The sequence below is a fragment of the Riemerella anatipestifer ATCC 11845 = DSM 15868 genome (assembly GCF_000252855.1).
GTDB lineage: Bacteria > Bacteroidota > Bacteroidia > Flavobacteriales > Weeksellaceae > Riemerella > Riemerella anatipestifera.
Genome location: NC_017045.1, coordinates 476,147 through 497,543, shown reverse-complemented (window position 1 = coordinate 497,543; position 21,397 = coordinate 476,147). Strand labels below are relative to the sequence as shown.

The following is a 21,397-nucleotide window of genomic DNA, read 5'->3' as shown; positions in this document are numbered from 1 at the left end:
TTGAGCTTTTTTATATCATTTTCTCTACCATTACCATAATAGTATGAGTACATATATGAGCAATAAAGGCACTTTCTAATCCTTTCTTCCAATATAGCCAACCAAATATTAGACCTCCAACTGAATTTCCAATAAATACATAACTTAATAATCCAAAAGAAGGATTTTCAACGGCTTGATAGGTGATAGGGAAGTGTCCAATAGCAAAAATGACTGAAGCTATAATAATACCAATCCAATACACAATGGGGTGAGCCCCGTCAAATATTTTGGAGGCAATCCAAGTAACTAAACTCATTACGCCAAATCGCATTAAGATTTCTTCGGTCAGTCCACCGTACAGAAATCTAGCAACCAAGGTAGGTTGCAGAGTTTCTCCTAAGACTATAAATTCTTTTGGAAGAATAGGCTTAAATAGAAATCCTATAAAACTTAATAAAATCCCTGAAATGATACCTCCCCAAATACCATATTTCAGAATATGATAGAGGTTGGGACTATGACAACTTTTAATTCCTACTATGTGTTCAATAATGGGAACTTTTAGATTTACCTTTTGATGAAGAATAGTTCCTAGAACCACAGCAACAATGAGCATTATAGTAGGGTTTACTAATGCAAGCAATTTTATTTGCAGAGGGCTAAAACTCTTCCGTAGTACTATTTCTACTTCAGGAGGTAAGGGTATTTCCATTGTGAGAATTGAAAATACCCCTATCATTCCCAAACATAATAGAATTAATCCTAATTTTATGTTCTGTTTTTTCATTTATTCAGCTCGTAAAGACTTTTAGAAAAATGGACTAATCAATACGCTGGTCTTTAATCTCATTTATAATTTCAGGGTTTAATAGAGTAGAGGTGTCTCCAAAATTACTAAAATCACCTTCGGCTATTTTTCTTAAAATTCTACGCATAATCTTTCCACTTCTTGTTTTAGGTAAGGCAGATACAAACTGAATTTTATCTAACTTAGCGATAGGACCTATGGTATCTGCTATCAGGTGATTGATTTCTTTTCTTAAATTTTCTTTATCTCTACTTTCTCCAGCATCTTTTAGTATCACAAAACCATATAAGGCGTTTCCTTTAACCTCGTGAGGATAACCTACAATAGCAGATTCTGCCACGGCAGGGTGTATGTTAATGCTATCCTCTATTGGTGCAGTACCTAGATTGTGTCCAGATACTATAATAACATCATCTACACGCCCTGTAATTCTGTAATAGCCAACTTCGTCCCTTAGTGCTCCATCTCCAGTAAAATATTTACCTGGGAAAGCTGAGAAATAGGTCTGTTTGTACCTCTCGTGGTCTCCCCAGATGCTTCGTGCTATACCAGGCCAAGGGAATCTAATGCACAGACTACCATCAACTTGGTTTCCTGTAATCTCGTTTCTTTTTTCATCCATAAGTACGGGTTGTATTCCTGGAAGAGGTAGGGTAGCATAAGTAGGCTTAGTAGGAGTAACAAATGGAATAGGAGCAATCATAATTCCTCCCGTTTCGGTTTGCCACCAAGTATCTACAATAGGGCATTTTTTCTTACCTACATGGTCGTTGTACCAATGCCAAGCCTCGTCGTTAATAGGTTCGCCTACTGAACCAATTACTCTTAAACTAGATAAATCGTGTTTTTCTACCCAATCCGAAGATTCCTTTGCTAAAGAACGGATAGCCGTAGGAGCGGTGTAAAACTGAGTAACTTTATGTTTTTCTATAACTTCCCAAAATCGGTTGGGTTGAGGGTAAGTAGGCACGCCTTCAAAGATGACAGTTGTTGCTCCATTAGCTAAAGGACCGTATAAAATATAAGAATGTCCTGTAATCCAACCTATATCGGCAGTACACCAATAGATGTCGTTTTCCCTGTAATTAAATACATTTTTAAAGGTATAAGCCGAGTAAACCATATATCCAGCACAAGTATGAAGCATACCTTTAGGCTTACCAGTAGAACCTGAAGTGTAAAGGATAAAAAGAGGGTCTTCGGCATCCATAATTTGAGGAATGTTGTCCACAGGAGCGGCATTATACAAAGGTTCTAACCAAAGGTCTCTACCTTCTTTCATATTGATGGAGTTATGTGTCCTTTTAACCACAAGAATTTTCTCAACAGTAGGTGTTTGCTCGGTGGCTTCATCTACGATAGATTTTAAGTCTAACACTTTACTACCTCTGTAACTTCCATCGGAACAAATCATCATTTTAGCTTGGCAGTCATTAACTCTGGAGGCTATGGCAGAAGCCGAAAACCCTGCAAAAATAACCGAGTGTATAGCACCTATTCTAGCACACGCCAACATAGCAATAGCTAACTCTGGAATCATAGGGAGATAAATACATACTCTGTCCCCTTTCTGTATGCCTTGAGCTCTCAGTACATTGGCCATTTTGCCTACTCTTTCATACAAATCGTTATAGGTAATGTATTGTGTAGCTTCTTCGGGATTGTTAGGCTCCCAAATAATGGCATTTTTATCGCCTCTTTCGGCAAGATGTCGGTCTATGCAGTTTTTGGTAATGTTGAGCTTGGCATTTTTAAACCATTTTATTTTAGCCTCATGCATATCGTACTCTACGACTTTGCTCCATCTTTGATACCAAACAAAATTTTCATCGGCTACTTTATCCCAAAACTTTTTAGGGTTTTTTATAGACTTTTTGTACTGTTTAAAGTAATCAGGTAGATTTTCAATAACATAATTTTTCATATACTTTATACTTTTGTTAGGTTTATAAAAATTATTTAATATCGTGTTTATGAGTTCACTAATATAATAAAAAATATTAAACCGTATGAATTTGATATTTTTAGTCCTATCGTCTTTTTAATTTTGAGCAAATAGAATCGCTTTTAGTATCTTTGTAGCATAGATATTTTAAGATAGATGAATTGGGATAATTTAAAGATAAGCATTAAAACTTTTTACGGATTAGAAGACGTCCTAACGGAAGAGGTAAAAAAGCTTGGTGGGAGAGAGGTTGAAACTAAAAATAGAGCGGTAAATTGCGTAGGCGATTTGGGTTTTCTCTATAAGATTAACTATGCCTTGCGTACAGGAGTTAAAGTTTTAGTGCCTATCTTGGAGTTTAAGGCTTATAATGAGCAAAAGTTTTACGATAAATTATCTCGTTTTCCTTGGGACGAATTTATGAACTTGAACCAAACCTTTGCCATAGATGCTACGGTGCATTCGGAGAGGTTTACCCATTCGCATTTTATGACTCTCAAGATGAAAGATGCTATAGTAGATTATTTTCAGCACAAATATCATAAACGCCCAGATGTAGCTCCGAAAAATCCTGATATTAAATTCCATCTACATATTGATAGAGATATGGTGGTAATTTCTTTGGATTCTTCTGGCGACCCTCTCTTTAAAAGAGGCTACAGAAAGGAGCAAGGGGTAGCACCAATTAACGAAGTATTGGCATCTGGAATGCTACATTTGGCAGGTTGGGACGGCAAAGGTAATTTTTTAGACCCTATGTGTGGTAGTGGTACATTACTAGTAGAAGCTGCTATGATGGCAATGGATTTACCAGCTCAACTTTTTAGAAAAAAATTCGCATTCCAAAATTGGAGAAATTACGATGAAGAACTTTTTGTTAAGATAAAAGAGTTTAGAATCAATAGGATAAAGGAGTTTACAGGGAAAATCATAGGTTATGATGTAGACCCAAAAGCTTTGGCTGTGGCAAGAACTAATATTGAAGCCGCAGAGCTAGAAGATGTGATTGAACTAAAGAAACAGAATTTCTTTGAGTCAGAAAAAGAGCATTTTCCGCTTTTAATGGTATTTAATCCACCTTATGACGAGCGAATTAGCATCAATGATGAAGCATTTTACAAAAAAATAGGAGATACCTTTAAACAAAATTATCCTAATACTTTGGCGTGGCTTATCAGTTCAGATTTAGAAGCGGTTAAAAAGTTGGGGTTAAGACCTAGCCGAAAAATAAAATTGTATAACGGTAAATTGGAAACCAGATTCCTGCAATACGAAATGTATGAAGGAAGTAAAAAAGCCAAAAATCGAAACTAAATATCCTTTATTTCTATGCCTAGTATTTCTATCATTATTGCTATCTATAATAGGAAAGACGAACTTTTTGAATTGTTAAATTCCTTATCTCGTCAGACGGATAAAGCGTTTGAAGTGATTGTAGTAGATGATGGTTCGGCTGTAGATTTACGACCTACAATAGCATTATTTGAGGAAATGCTGAACATTCAGTTTTTTAGGAAAGAAAACTCTGGTCCTGGTTTAACGCGAAACTACGGTGCAAGGCGTGCCACAGGCGATTGGCTGGTATTTGTAGATAGTGATGTGATTGTGGAAAGTAACTATATAGAAGAAATAAAAAATAACATTTCCAAAACGCCTTGTGATGCCTTTGGTGGAGCGGATAAAGCCCATAGAGGATTTAACCTTATGCAGAAAGCCATTTCTTACTCTATGACTTCCGTTTTTACAACAGGAGGGATTAGAGGTAGCAAAAAAGCGGTATCAAGATTTCAGCCGAGAAGTTTTAATATGGGGGTTAAAAAATCGGCTTTTGAGCAGGTAGGAGGTTTTTCAGAAATGCGTATAGGAGAAGACCCAGACTTGTCTATGTCGTTATGGGAGGCAGGCTATAAAACGGCTTTTTTTGATAGCATTGGAGTGTATCATAAACGCAGAACCGATTTAGGTAAATTCTCAAAACAAGTTTATCAGTTTGGGATTGCTCGCCCCATTCTCAACCAAAGACACCCTAAATATGTAAAGCCTACTTTTTGGTTTCCTAGTTTGTTTTTGATAGGGTATATCATAGGATTTTTACATTATGTTATTTGGCATAATGGCTTATTACTTGGGCTTTACGGTTTATATACCTTTATAGTTTGGATGCACGCACTTATAAAGACTAAAAACATCAGTATCGCTACAATGGCAGTTATGGCAACCTATGTGCAAATGTTTTCGTATGGTTATGGCTTTCTTAAATCTTGGGTAAAGCTGAATGTTCTAAAACAAGACCCTAAAGAAGCATTCCCAAGTCATTTTCATAGATTTTAATCTTCGTCTTCGTATTGTTCAAGGTAGTAGGAAAAGCTAAATCCATCTATCTCCTCATCAGCCTCTTCAAGAGTGGTTAGGAGGTCTTCAAAATCCTCTAGTTGTTCTACGGTCATATTTACAAATTCTAGGTGTAGAGGGAGTTCTATATCTCCACTGATGGAATCGTAGAGGGCGTCTAGATTATTCCCGAAATAATCAGGAAGAGGTAATTTTTCTTTTAATTGAGAGTAGAAATCTTCCTCATCGCCAATATTAAAAAAATCTATATATACAGTTTGCATAATCAATTCTAAGTTGAAAAAAATAATACGACAAAGTTACTAAAAATTATGCTTAAAAATAGGTTAGACAAAGCCTTTAGTTTAACAATTTATTCGGAGTAATACTCGGAAACTCATCTATTTTTATTACTTTTACGGAATAAATTATAAATTTTAATCAATGAAAAATATTGCATCAGTATTGCTTTACGGTTCGGCAGGACTATCGGCAGTCGCTTGTACAACTATGGAAAAAACGAAAACATCAGCGGATATTCCTGTACCTGCAGGTAATCCTTTTTTAGAAAAATCAAAATTACAATATCAAGCTCCAGAATTTGATAAGATTAAAGATGAACATTTTAAACCTGCTTTTGATTATGGTCTAAAAGTACAGGCGCTAGAAGTACAGAAAATCAGTGAGAATACAGAAGCTCCAACTTTTGAAAATACCGTATTAGCATTAGAAAACAGCGGTGAAGTACTCAAGAGAGCACAATCTCTCTTTTATAACTTAACGGGGTCTAATACTAACGATAAACTACAAGCCTTGCAGCAGGAGTACGCTCCAATTTTTTCGGCGCATTCGGATAAGATTTACCTTAACTCTAAACTTTATGAGCGTATCAAAAAAGTGTACGAAAATAGGGGAGGGCTTAATAGCGAAAGCCAAAAGTTAGTAGAGTATTACAAACAAAACTTTGATATTGCAGGAGCTGGACTTTCTGACGCTAAAAAAGAAGAGCTTAAAAAAATTAACGGAGAATTAGCCTCTCTTTCAACACAATTTTCTAATAAGCTATTAGATGCAAGAAAGAATGGAGCGCTAGTTATAGACAGTGTTAAAGAACTAGATGGACTTTCATCTGATGAGATAGCTGCCGCAGCACAAGCAGCTAAGGAAGCAGGGCACGAAGGGAAGTATCTTTTATCATTATTAAATACCACCCAACAACCGCTATTGCAAAATTTAAAAAACAGAGCAACGAGAGAAAAGCTGTTCAAGGCTTCTTGGTACAGAGCGGAAAAAGGTAATGCTGATGACACTCGTTCTATTATAGAAAAATTGGCAAGATTAAGGCTGAAAAAAGCTCAAGTTTTGGGTAAAAAATCTTTTGCAGAGTGGAAACTTCAAGACCAAATGGCTCAAAATCCAGAAGAGGCACTGAACCTTTTGGCTCAACTAGCAAAACCAGCAGTAGAAACCGCAAAAAGAGAAGCGAGTGAAATCCAAAAAATCATTGATGAACAAAAAGGTGGGTTTGAACTAGCACCTTGGGATTGGAATTTCTATGCAGAGCAAGTAAGAAAGGCAAAATACGATTTAGATGAAAACGAAATCAAACCTTATTTTGAGGTAACTACTGTTTTGGAGAAAGGAGTTTTCTATGCGGCTGAAAAATTCTACGGAATTACGTTCAAGGAAAGAAAAGATTTACCTGTTTACCACCCAGATGTAGTGGCTTACGAAGTGTTTGATAGAGATGGCAAATCTATGGCGCTTTATTATTTAGACTTCTACACTCGTAATAACAAAGGTGGTGGTGCTTGGATGAGTAATTTTGTGGAGCAATCTAAAACTCTAGGGCAAAAGCCAGTGATTGTAAATGTATTTAATTACCAAAAACCAGCTCCAGGTAAGCCTTCGCTGATTAGCTATGATGATGTAACTACGATGTTCCACGAGTTTGGACACACTTTGCACGGTTTGTTTGCAGACCAAGATTATGTGAGCCTTTCGGGGACTAATGTGCCTAGAGATTTCGTAGAGTTTCCTTCTCAAATCAATGAGTTTTTTGCCTTAGAGCCAGAGATACTTAAAAACTATGCACTGCACTATCAAACGAAACAGCCAATGCCACAGTCTTTAATTGATAAGATTAAAAAGGCGTCTGCTTTTAATCAAGGTTATTCTACAACGGAGTTGGTAGCAGCAGCAACATTGGATATGGCGTGGCATTCGGTAACTAGTGAGGAGCAGTTTAAGCCTGCTTTGGATTTTGAAAAAGAAGCCCTTAATAAATATGGTCTATTGGTAGAGCAGGTTCCACCGAGATACCATTCGCCTTATTTTGCTCATATTTGGGGAGGAGGTTATTCGGCTGGGTACTATGCCTATATGTGGAGTGATATGCTAAATTCTGACGCTTGGGATTGGATTAAAAATAACGGAGGAATGACTCGTGCTAATGGCGACCGTTTCAGAAAATATATTCTTTCCATAGGAAATACCAAAGACCTTAATAAGGCTTACAAAGAGTTTACAGGTAGAACTCCTGACCTAAAACCTTTGTTAAAAGATAAAGGGTTTATTAAATAGATAGAATACTACAATCATTATAAAAGGGTGGTCTCATTTTCAAGACCACCCTTTTTTATAGGGGAATTATTTAAAAATTACATAGGTAAAGAAATTAGCGTTTCACCACAATCCCCATAGCTTCCAGATGTTGCTCGTTGCTAAGGACGGCTTTGGCATAGGCGATGAGGTCGGCGTAGTGAGGGTAGAGCTCGTCAAAGGCTTGGTCGCGGGTTTCGGTGGCTTTTTGGGCTTCGGCGGTTTCTTTTTTCTGACTTTCTTTTAGGGCAGCAGCTTCACTTAACAGGGTTTTTACCGCTTCCAAATCTGCTTCCTTGAGGTTGATGGTCTTTACCTTTGCCAAGAACTCGGGCGTTTGCAATAGTTGGGCGTAAAAATTGGATACCTGCTGATACCACGCACTGTACGCCGTTTTGCGTGTGCCGCTAAGCTCCAATGCGGCGGTGGCTTTCACCTCTTTTTTGAACAACACACGGCACAGTGCCAGATGCGTTTTGTATTGCTCGTCGATGGCTTTGCGTTTTTCTTCCAATTTACGGGTTTCTTCGTACTGCTCGGCGTATTCCTTTTTTTGCGTTTGATGCAGGGCTTCCAAGGCGGATACTTGGCTCAAAAGCTCGTCCAACTTGGTTTCCGTATAGCCCAAAACCGACAGCTGCGGATTGATTTCAGGCAATTTAGCGTTTGAGAAAGCGAGTTTCATTCGGGAAATCCATTCTTCAAGGCTTATGCGTTGTCTTTTTTTTGCTTTTTTCTTGTTCATTGTTTGATGCGATTAAATTTTTTTCCATAATAATAATTTTTGAGCGTGAAATTTTGATTAAATACTACTCAAATTTAATTTTATTCTTTTGATAAACAAAATTTTACTATTATCTTTTTTGCAAATAGAGGATAGTATTTATTTATTATTGATAAAATAGGATTTGTAACTGCTCATTATCCATTTGTAACGGTTAAAATAGGATTTGTAATAGCCCGTTATCCATTTGTTATTGGTAAAATACCATTTCTATTTAAAGTATATTGAAAAATGTGAGTGTTATGTAGTCTGTATTTATGAAATTTATATATTTGTTTCAGAAAGACGACCGTTATCTGCCATTTTATAAAAATCTCGCAAATTAAATGAAAATCAAAATTTTTATTCTTTTTTTATTAACATTTATAAATCTGAGTTCACAAATCATTAATGGGAAAATAGTTTCTGCCGATACAAAATTACCAATTCCTTTCGCAAGAATTGGAATTGAAAAAAGCGAATATGGAATAAATTCGGACGAAAATGGAAACTTTTCAATTGACTTGTCAAATAGAGACAAAAATCAGAAAATAAAAATTGAAGTTGGAGGTTATGAGCCATATTCAAATTCCATTGAAAAATTCTTGCTTGAAAACAATAAGACTTTTTTTCTTTCTGAGAAAGTTGTAAGCATAGAGCAAGTTGTGATTACACCTAAAAAATTTATTGCAAAAAATTGGGGAATTAATGACAAAACAAAAAAAATTCAATTTAGTTATAATCCTGAGAAAAATCAGCAAGATATTTCAAAGGAACTTGCTTTGCCGTTTGAAACAAAAAAACGAGCGACAATTGAAAAAATTAACATTAACATTGCTTATTTTGAAGCAGACCGCCCCGTTTTTGTAAGATATAATGTTTATGATGAAAATTGGAATTCAATTTTAGGTGAAGATATTTCTATTTTAATGAATCCAAAAGACATAAAAGACAGTGAATTTTCATTAGATGTATCTGACAAAAATATTTGGGTAAAAAATAAGTTTTATGTTTCTTTCCAAATATTAAGTTCTTTCAAAGGATCCATAGCTTTGAGCGGAACTGTTTTCAAACCTGCATTTTACAGAAAAAATCTTGGACTATGGGAAAAGACACCAACAGTTTGTCCTGCTCTAAATATAGACGTGAAAGTTGAGAAATAAAAAAACGGCAGATAACATCGTATTGCTAAAATGCGGGACTGAAAGCTCTTGCGTTGAAAGTTTTGTGAAATTTAGTAGCAAAAAATGTTTCCGCTTCCATTTTTTTATTAATTTAGTCAGCGGAAAACATTTTTTGCTTCGTGCAGGTTTTAATAGAAATTTTAGGTGTAAAAGCCCGCACTTCAGCAATACTTTTTCCGTTAGCGGCAAGTATATCAAAAGGTACGGCTGAAAAGAAATTTTTTGAATGAGCATTAACAACCCCCAAATTCTAAAAAAACATTCGAATTACAGTGCATTAAACACATACAGAATAACAACAGTTGATAAAACAATAAAATGAAAAACGGATTTAAAGTAATTGGAGTTTCTACTCGGACAACAAACAAAGACAACAAATCGAAGGAAGATTTGGGAAAACTTTGGGGGCAATTCTATGCGGAAAACATTTTTGAGAAGATACCGAATAAAGTATCAGATGAAATATTTTCAATTTATACTGATTACAAAAGCAACTACACCGAGGAATATACTACGATTATAGGTGTTCCTGTTTCAACACTAAATGAAATCCCTAACGGATTAGTCGGTCGGGAATTTGAAGCCGAGAACTTTCAAAAATTCGTAGCAAAAGGCGAAATGCCGAACGCTGTTATCAATACTTGGATAGACATTTGGAATAGAGACGAAGAACTCAATAGAAAATATACGTATGACTTTGAAGTATATGGGGGAAACAGCCAAAAAGGTCAAGATTCGGAAGTGGAGATTTATATTGCAACAAAATAAGGAAAAACACCTGCCGCTAACATGGTATTTGCAAAAGGCGGGGCTAAGGTGTTAAATTGAAAAGAAGGAATTATTTAGCCGTTACTGCTTTTCCGTTAGCTGTAATGTTAAAAGTAGTGGTAAATATATCTTATTTGAAAAATATAAAGATACATGTCTTTTAGGAAGCAAGTTGAGGCTATTTTGTTTGAAAGTTTTGTTATTTTTGTTTAAGCACCTTTTAAAATTTGTTATTATGAAAAAGAACATTTTTAGCCATCGTTTTGGTTTAGACTGTTTTAGATTTGTATCTATGATAGGTATAAACTCAATTAAATATCAAACATTATTTGTGATGGTATTGGCGCTGTTGTCAAATACGATTACGGCGCAAACAAGAGAAATTATAAACCCAAAGGGACGATGGTTTTTTGGGGCAGAGGTGGGGCTGAATTCAAAAATGTCGGTTCCTCCGAGTAAAATGTCGTTTATGCAAGGGGGCTTTTTAGCGGAATATTTTTTTGCGAAAAACTGGTCTGTTAGTGGAAGGCTAAAGTATTTTGAAACAGGGGTAATAAATCCAATGAGTGATGGTTCAAAAGGTTTTTTTGAAGGAGCCGTTATTTCGGTTCCTTTGAATATCGTTTGGAGATACCGAATCGTAGAAAATTTTAGTGGAAACTTAAATTTAGGGTTAGCCATAAATCAGGAAGTGAAGAGCAACTACCACTATCAGCCCAATGAGGCAACGGATTATGATAAACTTTATGCTTCTTTTAATGCAGGAATAGGTTGCAGCTATTTTATTTCGAAATATATGGCTTTATATATGAATTATGAGGCTATTGTTTTGGGGAATGACAGAGATGAATCGGATTTCCTTGAGATACTCCCTAATTCGCCTAACAATAGTTTGCTCAGTATTGGGGTAAAATATAGTTTTAAGAAATAAATGGAAGAATTTAAGAATCCCTCAACCTCTTTGGTTGAGGGATTAGCTGTAGAATGAAGGTCTATAAATCAAACTCTTGACCTAAATTAGGTAAAATAAGTTCCACATTATTCTCTTTAAAATGGTTTTGGGCTTGAGTGTGGTCTATACTAATAGGAGGGAAGGTATCAAAGTGGCAACCAATAACTTTAGCTGTTTTGATGAGTTCCGAAGCAGCAAAACTTGCTTTTCTAGCACACATAGTATAATGTCCACCTATAGGCAAAATAGCCAAATCTATCGTTCCGTATAGAGGTGTTAGTAGTCCCATATCCGAAATCACATCTGTGTCTCCCGCGAGATAAATATTTTTATCAGCAAATCTAAATACATATCCACAAGGCTCTCCGCCGTAGCTTCCATCAGGGAAAGAGCTGGTATGAGAAGCGGTTACCATTGTGATTTTTAAATCTTCTATCTTAGCAGAACCACCTAAGTTAATATCAATATTATGTTGATGATTAAAGTAAGCACAAATTTCGGGCTGACCGATAATAGTAGCGTTAGGGTAGGTGTCTAGCACTTCTTGTACATCGGCAATATGGTCGCCGTGAGCGTGAGTGATGAGTAGATAGTCTATTTTTTCTTTAGTAATATCAAACCCTGATTTTTCTTTTTGATAATTATAGAAAGGGTCCGAAAGAATATTGATGCCCTTATAAGAAAATAGAAAACAGTTTTGTCCTAGAAATTTTATTTTCATTGTAGTATTGTTTTTGTTAAATTTATTTCTGCTTAAAAATAATTAAGTCCTACTGCTAAAAGTATAGACATTACTAGAGTAATGATGCCTACTTGTTTTAAAAATGGGTCCAGCTCTTTGGGTTCGTTTACTTGCATAATTCTTCGCCTAAGTGCCATCATAGGAAATAGCAAAATCATCACGATGAAAGCATAGTAATTCCCTCGTTCGTGTAGTTGATTTAACATTAAAAAAGCGAGTACCAAAATGAGAGGTAGTTGCATCAATATCATTTGATAAACCATGGCTTTTCTAAATCCTAGTTTTAGTGCTAAGGTATGTTTACCAGAGGCTTTATCACTTTCTATATCTCTCATATTATTTAGGTTGAGTACGCTTACACTCATCATTCCCACGGCAGTAGCAGGAAGAAAAATATCCCAATCCAAAGATTTAGTAAACAGAAAATAGCTACCAACCACAGAGACTAATCCAAAGAATATAAATACCATTATATCGCCTAGCCCCATATATCCGTAAGGTTTTTTGCCCACCGTATAGCCAATAGCTGCGAGGATAGACAATACACCTAACCCAATAAAGAACCAAAATTCTTTAATATACTTGGGAAAAAACGCAATATATAGCAGGACTACACTTGCTAAAAAAGCAAGAACCGCTGTAATGAGTACTGCCATTTTCATTTGTTGGGCTGATATTTTTCCAGAGGCTACCGCCCTAGCTTCTGCTTGGGTAGAACGATGAGTATCTGTACCTTTTACGCCGTCTCCGTAATCATTAGCAAAGTTGGATAAGATTTGGTAGAGTAGGGTTACTAAAAGGGCGAGGATTAAAATCCAAATATCCCAAGTACCTCCCGTTTCTTTAAGTTTCCATTTAGCCACAAAAGCTCCCGTAATAATTCCGCTTAATGATAGTGGAAGCGTACGCAGTCTTGCGGCTTGTATCCAATGCTTCATTTTATTTTTATTGAAAAGTGATATTTTTTATTAAGAAATCCATTGATTTTCACCGAAGTCAGGTTTTCTTTTTTCTAAAAAGGCATTTCGTCCTTCTTTGGCTTCATCGGTCATATAAGCAAGTCTTGTTGCTTCTCCAGCAAATACTTGTTGACCTACCATACCGTCGTCCGTAAGATTCATCGCAAACTTTAGCATACGGATAGATGTAGGCGATTTTGCTAATATTTCTTGAGCCCATTCGTAAGCGGTATCTTCTAACTCCTCGTGGGGTACTACTTTGTTTACCATTCCCATCTCAAAGGCTTCTTGTGCAGAGTAATTTCTGCCTAAAAAGAAAATTTCTCTCGCTTTTTTCTGTCCTACCATTTTAGCTAAGTAGGCAGAACCATAGCCACCATCAAAACTGGTAACATCAGCATCTGTTTGTTTGAAAATAGCGTGTTCTTTACTGGCTAAAGTTAAATCACAAACCACATGTAGTGAATGTCCTCCACCGACAGCCCAACCTGGAACTACAGCAATTACTACTTTTGGCATAAATCTAATAAGTCTTTGTACTTCAAGGATATTAAGCCTGTGTCTGCCGTCTTCGCCTACATAACCTTGATGACCTCTTGCTTTTTGGTCGCCACCGCTACAGAATGCCCAGCCGCCATCTTTAGGACTAGGACCTTCACCTGATAATAATACCACCCCAATAGATGGGTCTTCGTAAGCGTCATAAAAGGCATCGTAAAGTTCTGATGTTGTTTTGGGACGAAAGGCGTTACGCACTTCGGGTCTATTAAAAGCAATTCTAGCAACGCCATTGCATTTTTTGTAAGTAATGTCTTCGTATTCTTTGGCTGTTTTCCAGTTTATCATTTTCTAAAATTTTCGTAAAGATAATTATTTTAATATTAAACTTTTAAATCTCTAAGTAGGAAAATCCTCTAACTAAAAATAGACTGCCTAAAAGACAGTCTATTAAGTATAATTTTTAATGAAACTTACTTATACATTAACCCCAAATAAATAACCTACTAATGCAGATAATCCCATAGCTAAAGTTCCCCAAAGTGTAATTCTTAACACTGCTCTTACTACATTAGCACCACCTGTTTTTGCAGAAATAGTTCCTAATATAACAAGGAAAATAATGGTAAATCCGTAAAGGAAATATTCCATACTTTCCACAGGTGCAAATAAAGTTACTAGAAGAGGCAATACGCCTCCCACGGTAAATGCAGCTCCTGAAGCTAATGCCGCCTGTGTAGGGTTAGCTTGGCTAATCTCATTGATGCCTAGCTCGTCTCTTATGTGTGCTGCCAAAGCATCAGCTTCCGTTAATTCCTTAGCAACTTGTAAAGCGGTATCTTTTTTAAGACCTCTTTTTTCGTAAATCTGAGCTAAAATTTGAAGTTCTAATTCAGGGTTTTCTTCTAATTCCTTAATTTCTCTAGCGATGTCAGCCTTTTCGGTATCCGTTTGAGAACTTACAGAAACATATTCTCCCGCTGCCATAGAAAGAGCTCCCGCTACCAGACCTGCCACTGTGGCAAGAACGATAGGTTCTCTCGTAGTACTTGCGGCTGCAACCCCTATCGCCAAACTGGAAATAGAGATTATACCATCATTAGCACCCAATACGGCTGCTCTTAGCCAGTTACTTCTGTGTATGTAATGGCTGTCTAAATAGTTTTCAATAGTTGTCATATTTTTGTTTGTGTTATTCTTGTTCATTTAATTTATATTTTTTTAGTTCATTTCCTTTATAGCAGTAAAATTCGTAGCTTGGTTTTTTGTTAAATTTAAAAACTTTTTCCAAATCTATATAATCATAAGATTTTGATAATTTTTGATATTCTTTAAATAAGTTAGGAGGAAGTTCATCAGGTGATATAGGGCGTTCTATTTCTAAGTCTCCATCTATAGCGTACTCTAGTGTAAAAGCACTTTCTCGCCATTTGAAATGAATTTCACTTTTATTGTCATAATTATTTTTAGAAAGTTTAATATTATCTTGAGCAATGATTTTTTGAGAGGTAGTCAAAAGTAAAACAAAACCAGATAAAACCATAGCTCCATAACCTATTTTCTTAAAAATAAATTCACTTAAATAGGGAAGTACAAATTTAACAGTGTAGGAAGAGATGATAGCCGAAATAGCGATTACCACACCCAACCAAATTGCTGTACTAGAATATAACCCTAATAGAATGTAGATGATGATTTTAATAAGATGTAAAAAAATTTCATTTGCTGCTCTAGTTGCTACAATTTCCTCTTTACTTAATCCGTATTTTAGATAAAAACGATTAAATAACAGCCCTATAGCTCCTGTAATACCAGATACAAAACCTGCTAAAAAACCTATAATGCCTAGTATGTATTTAGGGTAAGGTTTTTCGTCTTGTTTTTGCTGTTTTCCTGATTTGAATAGCTGGGGTAGGTTTGCTATAAGAAACAAAGCTACCACCAGTTGTAAATAAACAGGATTGATATACTTTATGAAAAAAGCTCCCAAAAAGACAGCAGGAATAGAAAAGGGTACAAACCAAAAAAATATTTTCCAACTAATATGTTTTTTGAATACCACAATCCTAGAAGCAGAGCTGGTAAAAGTTCCTATAGTTAATGAAAAAGGAACTACAGATGAAGGTAATAGCAAATTGAGTATCGGGATAAGTATAAGGCTAGCACCACCACCACAAATCGCACTAACCCAAAATGCTAATATAGTTCCTATAAACAGTAATGAAATTTTTAGTAACATTTATTTTCCTACTATTCTTTTTTTATTCTTCTACATTTTTAAGTCCCATAAGGAGGTTATAAGCTCCTTTAGTAACAAATTTTTTATTCATAAGTTTGGTTAAATCTCCTGAAATTTCGGTATAACCATTTTCTGAATTTCCTATAGTAACAGGTACCATTCTAAATGTCTTTGGCTTTATTTCTTCAAAGATATACTGCTTTCCTTCCCAAGTAAGAACGGCATCATCTGGCACAGATAAACTGTTTTGAGCATTAGCTTCTACATCAGCATTCATGAAAGAACCTGGAACCAAATCTGGCTGTCCACCAACAAAATGGCAGTGTACAGGAACGCTTCTATCTGAATCAAAATTTTTACCAATTAAAATGATAGAGGCAGTATATTTTTTATCTGGGTTTTGATTGGCGTATGCATACACTTTCTGACCTATTTTAAGGTGTGATAAATCTTTCTCAAAAGCCTTTAATACAAGATGAGTATCTTGAGTGTTCACTATTTCAAATAGCTTATCTACAGGAGAAACATATTGTCCTATATTTACATTTACCCTCGTAATGTATCCCGATATTGGTGCTCTTAATGCCACACTTCTTTGGATAGATTGAGGTGTGATTTTATCAGGGTTTACGCCTAAAATTCTAAGTCTTTCCGCTAAAGCGTTGATAGAAATATTTTGATTTTTAGCTTCTGTGTGAGCCATTTGCATCGCCTTATCACTACTTGCTTGGCTTTGGTTAAGGTCTTTTTGACGCTGATAGTCTTTCTCTGCATACCCAAAATTAGACTTTGCTAATAAATAATCCTGCTGTAGCTGAACTAAATTAGGGTCTTCTAATATCGCCAAAACATCGCCTTTATTTACAAAATTTCCAGGCATAAACTTCGCCGATTTTATATAACCTCCACTAGGAGAAGATACGCTAGCCATACCTTGTGGCGGAACATCTATATTACCATTGAGAGTAATTTTAGAAGAAATTTCCTGCTCTGATAATAAAGAGGTTTGTATCCCAACGCTTTTCATTTGTGCATCGGTAAGTGTAATTTCGTTCTGATTGGCAGAAACTTCAAATGCAGGTTCTTCCGTAGTGTTTTCTTTCTTAGAGCAAGACAAAACGAAGCTCCCTATGCTAAGTATTATTATAATTTTTTTCATGAGATTTAATATTGAGAGTTATCTAATATGGCATTGATTTCTATAGCTCTATCATTAATTTCCTTTAACTTATCTATATACATATTTTGTATATCTAATGCTTGGTTCATTAACAAGCTCCACTCTAGGTAGTTAATCTGCCCTTCATATAATTGGCGATTAGCAGTTTTAATAATGGTTTCAGAGTTTTCTAAACCTTTAGATTGGTAGTAATTAATTTCGTCTTTTAACTTATTGTAAGCATTATTGAGTTCTACATATTGTCTTTTTAGATTGTTAAGACCTAATTTCCATTGGTTTTCTGCTATTTCCTGATTGATTTTTTGTCCAGAAATAATAGATTTTTGAGCCGAATTAAAAATAGGAATAGACACCCCAACTACCACCGATTGGAAGCGAGTGGAGTGATCATAAAGCAAGTTATCAGCACCCATACCATACATAGTCATAGTATTGTAACCAATATTAAAAGAGGGAAGGAGTTTAGACTTTTCCGTAGCAAGTCTAGCCATTTCCACATTTTTTTGTTGGTTCATAATTTCCAAAACTCTATTGTTTTGTAGTTGGGGTTCTTCTGATAAGTTGGCAACACTCATCATAGACAGAGCTTGAGAATTATTAGTATATACTTGCCCATCATTGATTAGAAAACTTAGCTGTTTTTGAGCTATTTCTCTATCTCTTTTTATGTTGTTTACTTGTATTTCTGCTTGTGCCTTAAAGTTTTCTGCGGTAGTTTTTTCTAAAATATTAGATTCTCCTTTCTGCAACCTTAGATTAGCTCTGCTAAAATACTGCTGATAAATCTGTTCTATCTTTTTCAGTAGAGCTTCTTTTTCATCTAAATAGCACAACTGGTTATAGATTAGGCTGATTTCTCTTTTTAACTGCCACTTTTCTAATGAAGAAAGCATTACGCTAGTTTTCCATTCTTCTAGTAGTAGTTGTTTTTGTTTTTGATAAACACTAGGAAGTCTAAATCCTTGAGAGATAGAAAATCTATTATCCTTATATGATGAGTTGATTTGTCCATATTCTCCTGATACATTCAGAGGGTCTATTGTTAAAAAAGATTTCTTTATCTTTTCTTGATATTTTGATTTTAACTCTGCATTTTTGAGAGTCAAGTTGTGCTCCAAAGCTTTCTGGTAAGCTTCGTCTAAGCTAATCTTAATCTGTGCATTGGCAATACCACCAAAAAACACAGAAGATAACAACACAAATTTTATATTTAGTTTCATTGTTTTCTGTTTATTAAAAAGTTAATACAGTTGGGTTAGGCTTTGGATTTTTTAATTTTTAATCCTTTTTTGCTTTCAAACCAAATGTAAAGTATTGGTAGAAGATAAAGCGTTAAAAATGTAGCTAATAAAAGTCCACCGATAACTACTGTTGCTAACGGACGTTGTACTTCGGCACCTTCTCCTGTACTTGTTGCCATAGGTAAGAATCCTAACGAAGCCACGAAAGCCGTCATTAGTACAGGGCGAAGTCTATTTTTACCACCAGCTCTCACGGCATCTTTTAAAGAGGTTTGCAGAGCTTTTTGCCTGTTAAATTCGGCGATGAGTACAATACCATTCAGTACCGCTACACCAAATAGAGCGATAAACCCTACACCAGCTGAGATACTGAAATTCATTCCTCTAAGCCAAAGAGCCAAAATTCCTCCAATAGCGGATAACGGAATTGCCGTAAAAATGAGCATACCATATTTGATAGAACGAAACGCAAAATAAAGCATTAAGAAAATCATAAGTAAACTTGCAGGAACAGCTATTGATAGTCTTGCTTTAGCTTGTTGAAGATTTTCAAAAGTACCTCCATATTTAATGAAGTAGCCTGGTGGCAATTTTAGCTTTTGCTCTACTTGAGTTTGCAAATCTGCTACCGTAGTTTGTATATCTCGGTTTCTAACATTAAAGCCTACAATAATTCTTCGTTGAGCGTTCTCTCTTTGAATTTGGTTAACACTTTCCTTTAATTCTACATCAGCAATGGAGCTTAATGGGATTTCAGTGCCTGAAGGAGTGCTTATCAGTAGGTTTCTAACATCATCTATATTCTTTCTTTGCTCTCCACTAAGCCTTACTACGAGGTCAAATCTCTTTTCGCCTTCATAAACGGAGCCTGTGGACTGTCCAGCAAATGCCGTATTTACAATACGATTGATTTCACTAATATTAACGCCATACTGTGCTATCTTAGCTCTATTGTATGAAATTACAATCTGTGGAATGCCAGAAATAGGCTCTACATAGATATTTTGAGCTCCTTTAATACCTTTAGATATTTCTCCTAGTTTTTCAGAATAAACCTTTAAAGTATCTAAATTTTCACCAAATATTTTACAAACCACATCTTGCCTAGCTCCCGTCATAAGTTCGTTAAAACGCATATTAACAGGGTATTGGAAAGAGTAGGTTACGCCTAGCATATTCTTTTTAAGCTCAGCAGACATTTTTTCTGATAATTCTTCATAGGTTTTAGCAGAAGTCCATTCTTCACGAGGTTTTAGAATTACCATCATATCACTCGCATCAATAGGCATTGGGTCGGTAGGGATTTCGCTACTACCAGTTTTGCCTACAATTTTTTCTATTTCGGGGAACTTTTTTAGTAAAATTTGAGATGATTTTTGTACAGCATCTGTGGAAGTCTTAAGATTACTTCCTGTAAGCACTCTGGTATCTACCGCAAAATCTCCTTCTGGAAGACTTGGGATAAACTCTCCACCCAAACGCGTAAGAATGAATACCGAGAATACAAACAATGCCAAAATAGCAATAACGACTACTTTTGAACGATTGAGGATTTTGGCTAAAGTTTTCTCATAGAAGGCTTCCACTTTCTCCATCATCTTGTCAGAGAAATTCTTTTTGAAGTTTATTTTTTTACTCAATACCAAACTACTCATCATAGGTACATAAGTTAAGGATAGAATAAACGCTCCTAAAAGTGCAAACGCTACCGTCTGTGCCATAGGTTTAAACATTTTACCTTCAATCCCTTGTAGTGTAAGTATTGGTAAATAAACTATTAAGATGATGATTTGTCCGAAAACAGCAGAATTCATCATCTTTCCAGCAGAAGATTCTACTTCATCATTCATTTCTTGTTGAGAAAGCTCAGATTTATCAGATTTCTTTAACTCGTGGAGTTTATGTAATACAGCTTCCACAATAATTACCGCTCCATCTACAATTAGACCAAAGTCCAATGCACCCAAACTCATTAAGTTACCACTTACACCAAAGATATTCATCATTATAATGGCGAATAACATAGAGAGTGGTATAACTGAAGCTACCAAAAATCCTGCACGGAAATTTCCTAAGAATAAAACCAATACAAAAATTACAATTAAAGCCCCTTCCATGAGGTTCTTTTGTACTGTTCCTATGGCGTTGTTTACCATTTTTGTACGGTCTAAGAAAGGCTCTATTTTCACACCTTCTGGTAGTGTTTTTTGGATTTCATCAATGCGTTCTTTTACATTTTTGATAACTTGGTTAGAGTTAGCACCCTTCATCATCATTACCACTGCACCAGCTACTTCGCCTTTACCGTTGTAGGTCATAGCACCATATCTAGTGGCACTACCGTAGCCTACATTACCTATATTTTTTACTAAGATAGGTGTCCCATCGGGAAGTGTTTTTACTACGGTGTTTTCTATATCCTCAATTTTACCTACCAAACCTTCTGTGCGGATAAATAATACTGTAGGACCTTTTTCTATGTAAGCCCCACCTGTATTTTGGTTATTACTTTGTAAAGCGTTAAAAACTTCTTGCATTGTAACGCCCATTGCCTTTAGTTGAGTAGGGTTGATAGCTATTTCATATTGTTTAAGATAACCACCGAAACTGGCAACATCGGCAACGCCTTCTATTCCAAGGAGTTGTCTTCTTACCACCCAATCTTGTATGGTACGGAGCTTCATTGCATCATAACGGTGCTCGTAGCCTTTTTTAGGACGAACTACATATTGGTAAATTTCACCTAACCCAGTGGTAATTGGAGCCATTGTAGGAACGCCTAACTCAGCTGGAATATCTTTGGATACCTGTTGTAACCTTTCTGATACTTGTTGACGAGCCAAGTGTATATCTACATCATCTTTAAAAACAATGGTAATTACAGACAAACCAAAGCGAGAAAAACTTCGGATTTGTTTAATTCCTTGTATATTATTATTCGCCTGTTCTAGTGGGAAAGTGATGAATCTTTCTACATCAGGAGCTCCTAAACTAGGAGATACAGTGATGATTTGAACCTGATTATCTGTAATATCTGGTACAGCATCTATGGGGAGTTTTCTAACTTCAAAAATTCCGTAGATAATAAGAGCTAATGTAAATAAGCCTATTATTAGTTTATTTTTGATAGAAAACGCTATGATTTTATTTAGCATATTTCTAGGTATTTGATTAAAAAAAGAATAGAGTTTGGCTAACAATAAT

At 35.6% G+C, this 21,397-nt stretch carries 18 protein-coding genes; 6 read left to right on the top strand and 12 right to left on the bottom strand.

The annotated features are described in order from the left end of the window. Positions 1-10: 10 nt before the first annotated feature. A complete protein-coding gene (locus tag RA0C_RS02480; RefSeq protein WP_013446764.1) occupies positions 11-769 on the bottom strand; it encodes a CPBP family intramembrane glutamic endopeptidase in 759 nt (252 codons plus the stop codon). A gap of 34 nt (positions 770-803) precedes the next feature. Then, a complete protein-coding gene (acs, locus tag RA0C_RS02475; protein WP_004918868.1) occupies positions 804-2,714 on the bottom strand; it encodes an acetate--CoA ligase in 1,911 nt (636 codons plus the stop codon). Positions 2,715-2,891: 177 nt separating this feature from the next. On the opposite strand from acs, the gene RA0C_RS02470 reads away from it, so the two are divergent. Both RA0C_RS02470 and RA0C_RS02465 read left to right on the top strand, forming a co-directional pair. Beyond that, positions 2,892-4,049 (top strand): THUMP domain-containing class I SAM-dependent RNA methyltransferase, encoded by a 1,158-nt coding sequence (locus tag RA0C_RS02470; protein WP_013446763.1) that lies wholly within the window; start codon positions 2,892-2,894, stop codon positions 4,047-4,049. A 15-nt stretch (positions 4,050-4,064) separates the two neighbouring features. Next, a complete protein-coding gene (locus RA0C_RS02465) occupies positions 4,065-5,066 on the top strand; it encodes a glycosyltransferase (RefSeq protein WP_013446762.1) in 1,002 nt (333 codons plus the stop codon). Here the strand turns inward: RA0C_RS02465 and RA0C_RS02460 are convergent. After that, a complete protein-coding gene (locus RA0C_RS02460) occupies positions 5,063-5,350 on the bottom strand; it encodes a barstar family protein (protein WP_004918872.1) in 288 nt (95 codons plus the stop codon). The genes RA0C_RS02465 and RA0C_RS02460 overlap by 4 nt on opposite strands. Positions 5,351-5,510: 160 nt before the next feature. On the opposite strand from RA0C_RS02460, the gene RA0C_RS02455 reads away from it, so the two are divergent. Continuing rightward, on the top strand, positions 5,511-7,649 hold the full coding sequence (locus tag RA0C_RS02455) for a M3 family metallopeptidase (RefSeq protein WP_004918875.1): 2,139 nt from the start codon (positions 5,511-5,513) through the stop codon (positions 7,647-7,649). A 94-nt stretch (positions 7,650-7,743) separates the two neighbouring features. On the opposite strand, the gene RA0C_RS02450 is transcribed toward RA0C_RS02455, so the two are convergent. Beyond that, positions 7,744-8,412 (bottom strand): hypothetical protein, encoded by a 669-nt coding sequence (locus tag RA0C_RS02450; protein WP_004918876.1) that lies wholly within the window; start codon positions 8,410-8,412, stop codon positions 7,744-7,746. 365 nt (positions 8,413-8,777) lie between these two features. On the opposite strand from RA0C_RS02450, the gene RA0C_RS02445 reads away from it, so the two are divergent. The 3 genes from RA0C_RS02445 (at position 8,778) to RA0C_RS02435 (ending at position 11,313) form a co-directional block, all read left to right on the top strand. After that, positions 8,778-9,593: a carboxypeptidase-like regulatory domain-containing protein gene (locus RA0C_RS02445; RefSeq protein WP_004918878.1), complete on the top strand. Its 816-nt coding sequence runs from the start codon at positions 8,778-8,780 to the stop codon at positions 9,591-9,593. A 339-nt stretch (positions 9,594-9,932) separates the two neighbouring features. Next, positions 9,933-10,382 (top strand): GyrI-like domain-containing protein, encoded by a 450-nt coding sequence (locus RA0C_RS02440; RefSeq protein ID WP_013446761.1) that lies wholly within the window; start codon positions 9,933-9,935, stop codon positions 10,380-10,382. 235 nt (positions 10,383-10,617) lie between these two features. Then, on the top strand, positions 10,618-11,313 hold the full coding sequence (locus tag RA0C_RS02435) for an outer membrane beta-barrel protein (protein ID WP_004918880.1): 696 nt from the start codon (positions 10,618-10,620) through the stop codon (positions 11,311-11,313). A gap of 61 nt (positions 11,314-11,374) precedes the next feature. Here the strand turns inward: RA0C_RS02435 and RA0C_RS02430 are convergent, their stop codons facing one another. From RA0C_RS02430 to RA0C_RS02395, 8 genes are all read right to left on the bottom strand, one after another. Continuing rightward, a complete protein-coding gene (locus RA0C_RS02430; protein WP_004918882.1) occupies positions 11,375-12,055 on the bottom strand; it encodes a metal-dependent hydrolase in 681 nt (226 codons plus the stop codon). Positions 12,056-12,087: 32 nt separating this feature from the next. Beyond that, positions 12,088-13,014 (bottom strand): 1,4-dihydroxy-2-naphthoate octaprenyltransferase, encoded by a 927-nt coding sequence (gene menA / locus RA0C_RS02425; protein ID WP_004918884.1) that lies wholly within the window; start codon positions 13,012-13,014, stop codon positions 12,088-12,090. 30 nt (positions 13,015-13,044) lie between these two features. Further along, on the bottom strand, positions 13,045-13,881 hold the full coding sequence (locus tag RA0C_RS02420) for a 1,4-dihydroxy-2-naphthoyl-CoA synthase (protein ID WP_013446760.1): 837 nt from the start codon (positions 13,879-13,881) through the stop codon (positions 13,045-13,047). A gap of 129 nt (positions 13,882-14,010) precedes the next feature. Then, complete coding sequence (locus RA0C_RS02415; RefSeq protein WP_013446759.1) at positions 14,011-14,739, bottom strand: VIT1/CCC1 transporter family protein; 729 nt, start codon at positions 14,737-14,739, stop codon at positions 14,011-14,013. Continuing rightward, complete coding sequence (locus tag RA0C_RS02410; RefSeq protein ID WP_013446758.1) at positions 14,726-15,772, bottom strand: sulfite exporter TauE/SafE family protein; 1,047 nt, start codon at positions 15,770-15,772, stop codon at positions 14,726-14,728. Before RA0C_RS02410 ends, RA0C_RS02415 begins: the two co-directional genes overlap by 14 nt. A gap of 22 nt (positions 15,773-15,794) precedes the next feature. Further along, positions 15,795-16,931 (bottom strand): efflux RND transporter periplasmic adaptor subunit, encoded by a 1,137-nt coding sequence (locus tag RA0C_RS02405; protein WP_013446757.1) that lies wholly within the window; start codon positions 16,929-16,931, stop codon positions 15,795-15,797. Between the two features lie 5 nt (positions 16,932-16,936). Next, positions 16,937-18,172, bottom strand: a complete 1,236-nt coding sequence (locus RA0C_RS02400; RefSeq protein WP_013446756.1) for a TolC family protein — start codon at positions 18,170-18,172, stop codon at positions 16,937-16,939. Between the two features lie 35 nt (positions 18,173-18,207). Continuing rightward, a complete protein-coding gene (locus RA0C_RS02395; RefSeq protein WP_013446755.1) occupies positions 18,208-21,348 on the bottom strand; it encodes an efflux RND transporter permease subunit in 3,141 nt (1,046 codons plus the stop codon). Positions 21,349-21,397 lie beyond the last annotated feature (49 nt).

Coding starts and splice junctions, on each gene's coding strand:
- RA0C_RS02460 (WP_004918872.1), bottom strand. CDS start 5,350: ATGCAAACTGTATATATAGATTTTTTTAATATTGGCGATGAGGAAGAT.
- menA (WP_004918884.1), bottom strand. CDS start 13,014: ATGAAGCATTGGATACAAGCCGCAAGACTGCGTACGCTTCCACTATCA.
- RA0C_RS02410 (WP_013446758.1), bottom strand. CDS start 15,772: ATGTTACTAAAAATTTCATTACTGTTTATAGGAACTATATTAGCATTT.
- RA0C_RS02415 (WP_013446759.1), bottom strand. CDS start 14,739: ATGAACAAGAATAACACAAACAAAAATATGACAACTATTGAAAACTAT.
- RA0C_RS02405 (WP_013446757.1), bottom strand. CDS start 16,931: ATGAAAAAAATTATAATAATACTTAGCATAGGGAGCTTCGTTTTGTCT.
- RA0C_RS02480 (WP_013446764.1), bottom strand. CDS start 769: ATGAAAAAACAGAACATAAAATTAGGATTAATTCTATTATGTTTGGGA.
- RA0C_RS02440 (WP_013446761.1), top strand. CDS start 9,933: ATGAAAAACGGATTTAAAGTAATTGGAGTTTCTACTCGGACAACAAAC.
- RA0C_RS02445 (WP_004918878.1), top strand. CDS start 8,778: ATGAAAATCAAAATTTTTATTCTTTTTTTATTAACATTTATAAATCTG.
- RA0C_RS02420 (WP_013446760.1), bottom strand. CDS start 13,881: ATGATAAACTGGAAAACAGCCAAAGAATACGAAGACATTACTTACAAA.
- RA0C_RS02470 (WP_013446763.1), top strand. CDS start 2,892: ATGAATTGGGATAATTTAAAGATAAGCATTAAAACTTTTTACGGATTA.
- acs (WP_004918868.1), bottom strand. CDS start 2,714: ATGAAAAATTATGTTATTGAAAATCTACCTGATTACTTTAAACAGTAC.
- RA0C_RS02465 (WP_013446762.1), top strand. CDS start 4,065: ATGCCTAGTATTTCTATCATTATTGCTATCTATAATAGGAAAGACGAA.
- RA0C_RS02450 (WP_004918876.1), bottom strand. CDS start 8,412: ATGAACAAGAAAAAAGCAAAAAAAAGACAACGCATAAGCCTTGAAGAA.
- RA0C_RS02400 (WP_013446756.1), bottom strand. CDS start 18,172: ATGAAACTAAATATAAAATTTGTGTTGTTATCTTCTGTGTTTTTTGGT.
- RA0C_RS02430 (WP_004918882.1), bottom strand. CDS start 12,055: ATGAAAATAAAATTTCTAGGACAAAACTGTTTTCTATTTTCTTATAAG.
- RA0C_RS02455 (WP_004918875.1), top strand. CDS start 5,511: ATGAAAAATATTGCATCAGTATTGCTTTACGGTTCGGCAGGACTATCG.
- RA0C_RS02435 (WP_004918880.1), top strand. CDS start 10,618: ATGAAAAAGAACATTTTTAGCCATCGTTTTGGTTTAGACTGTTTTAGA.
- RA0C_RS02395 (WP_013446755.1), bottom strand. CDS start 21,348: ATGCTAAATAAAATCATAGCGTTTTCTATCAAAAATAAACTAATAATA.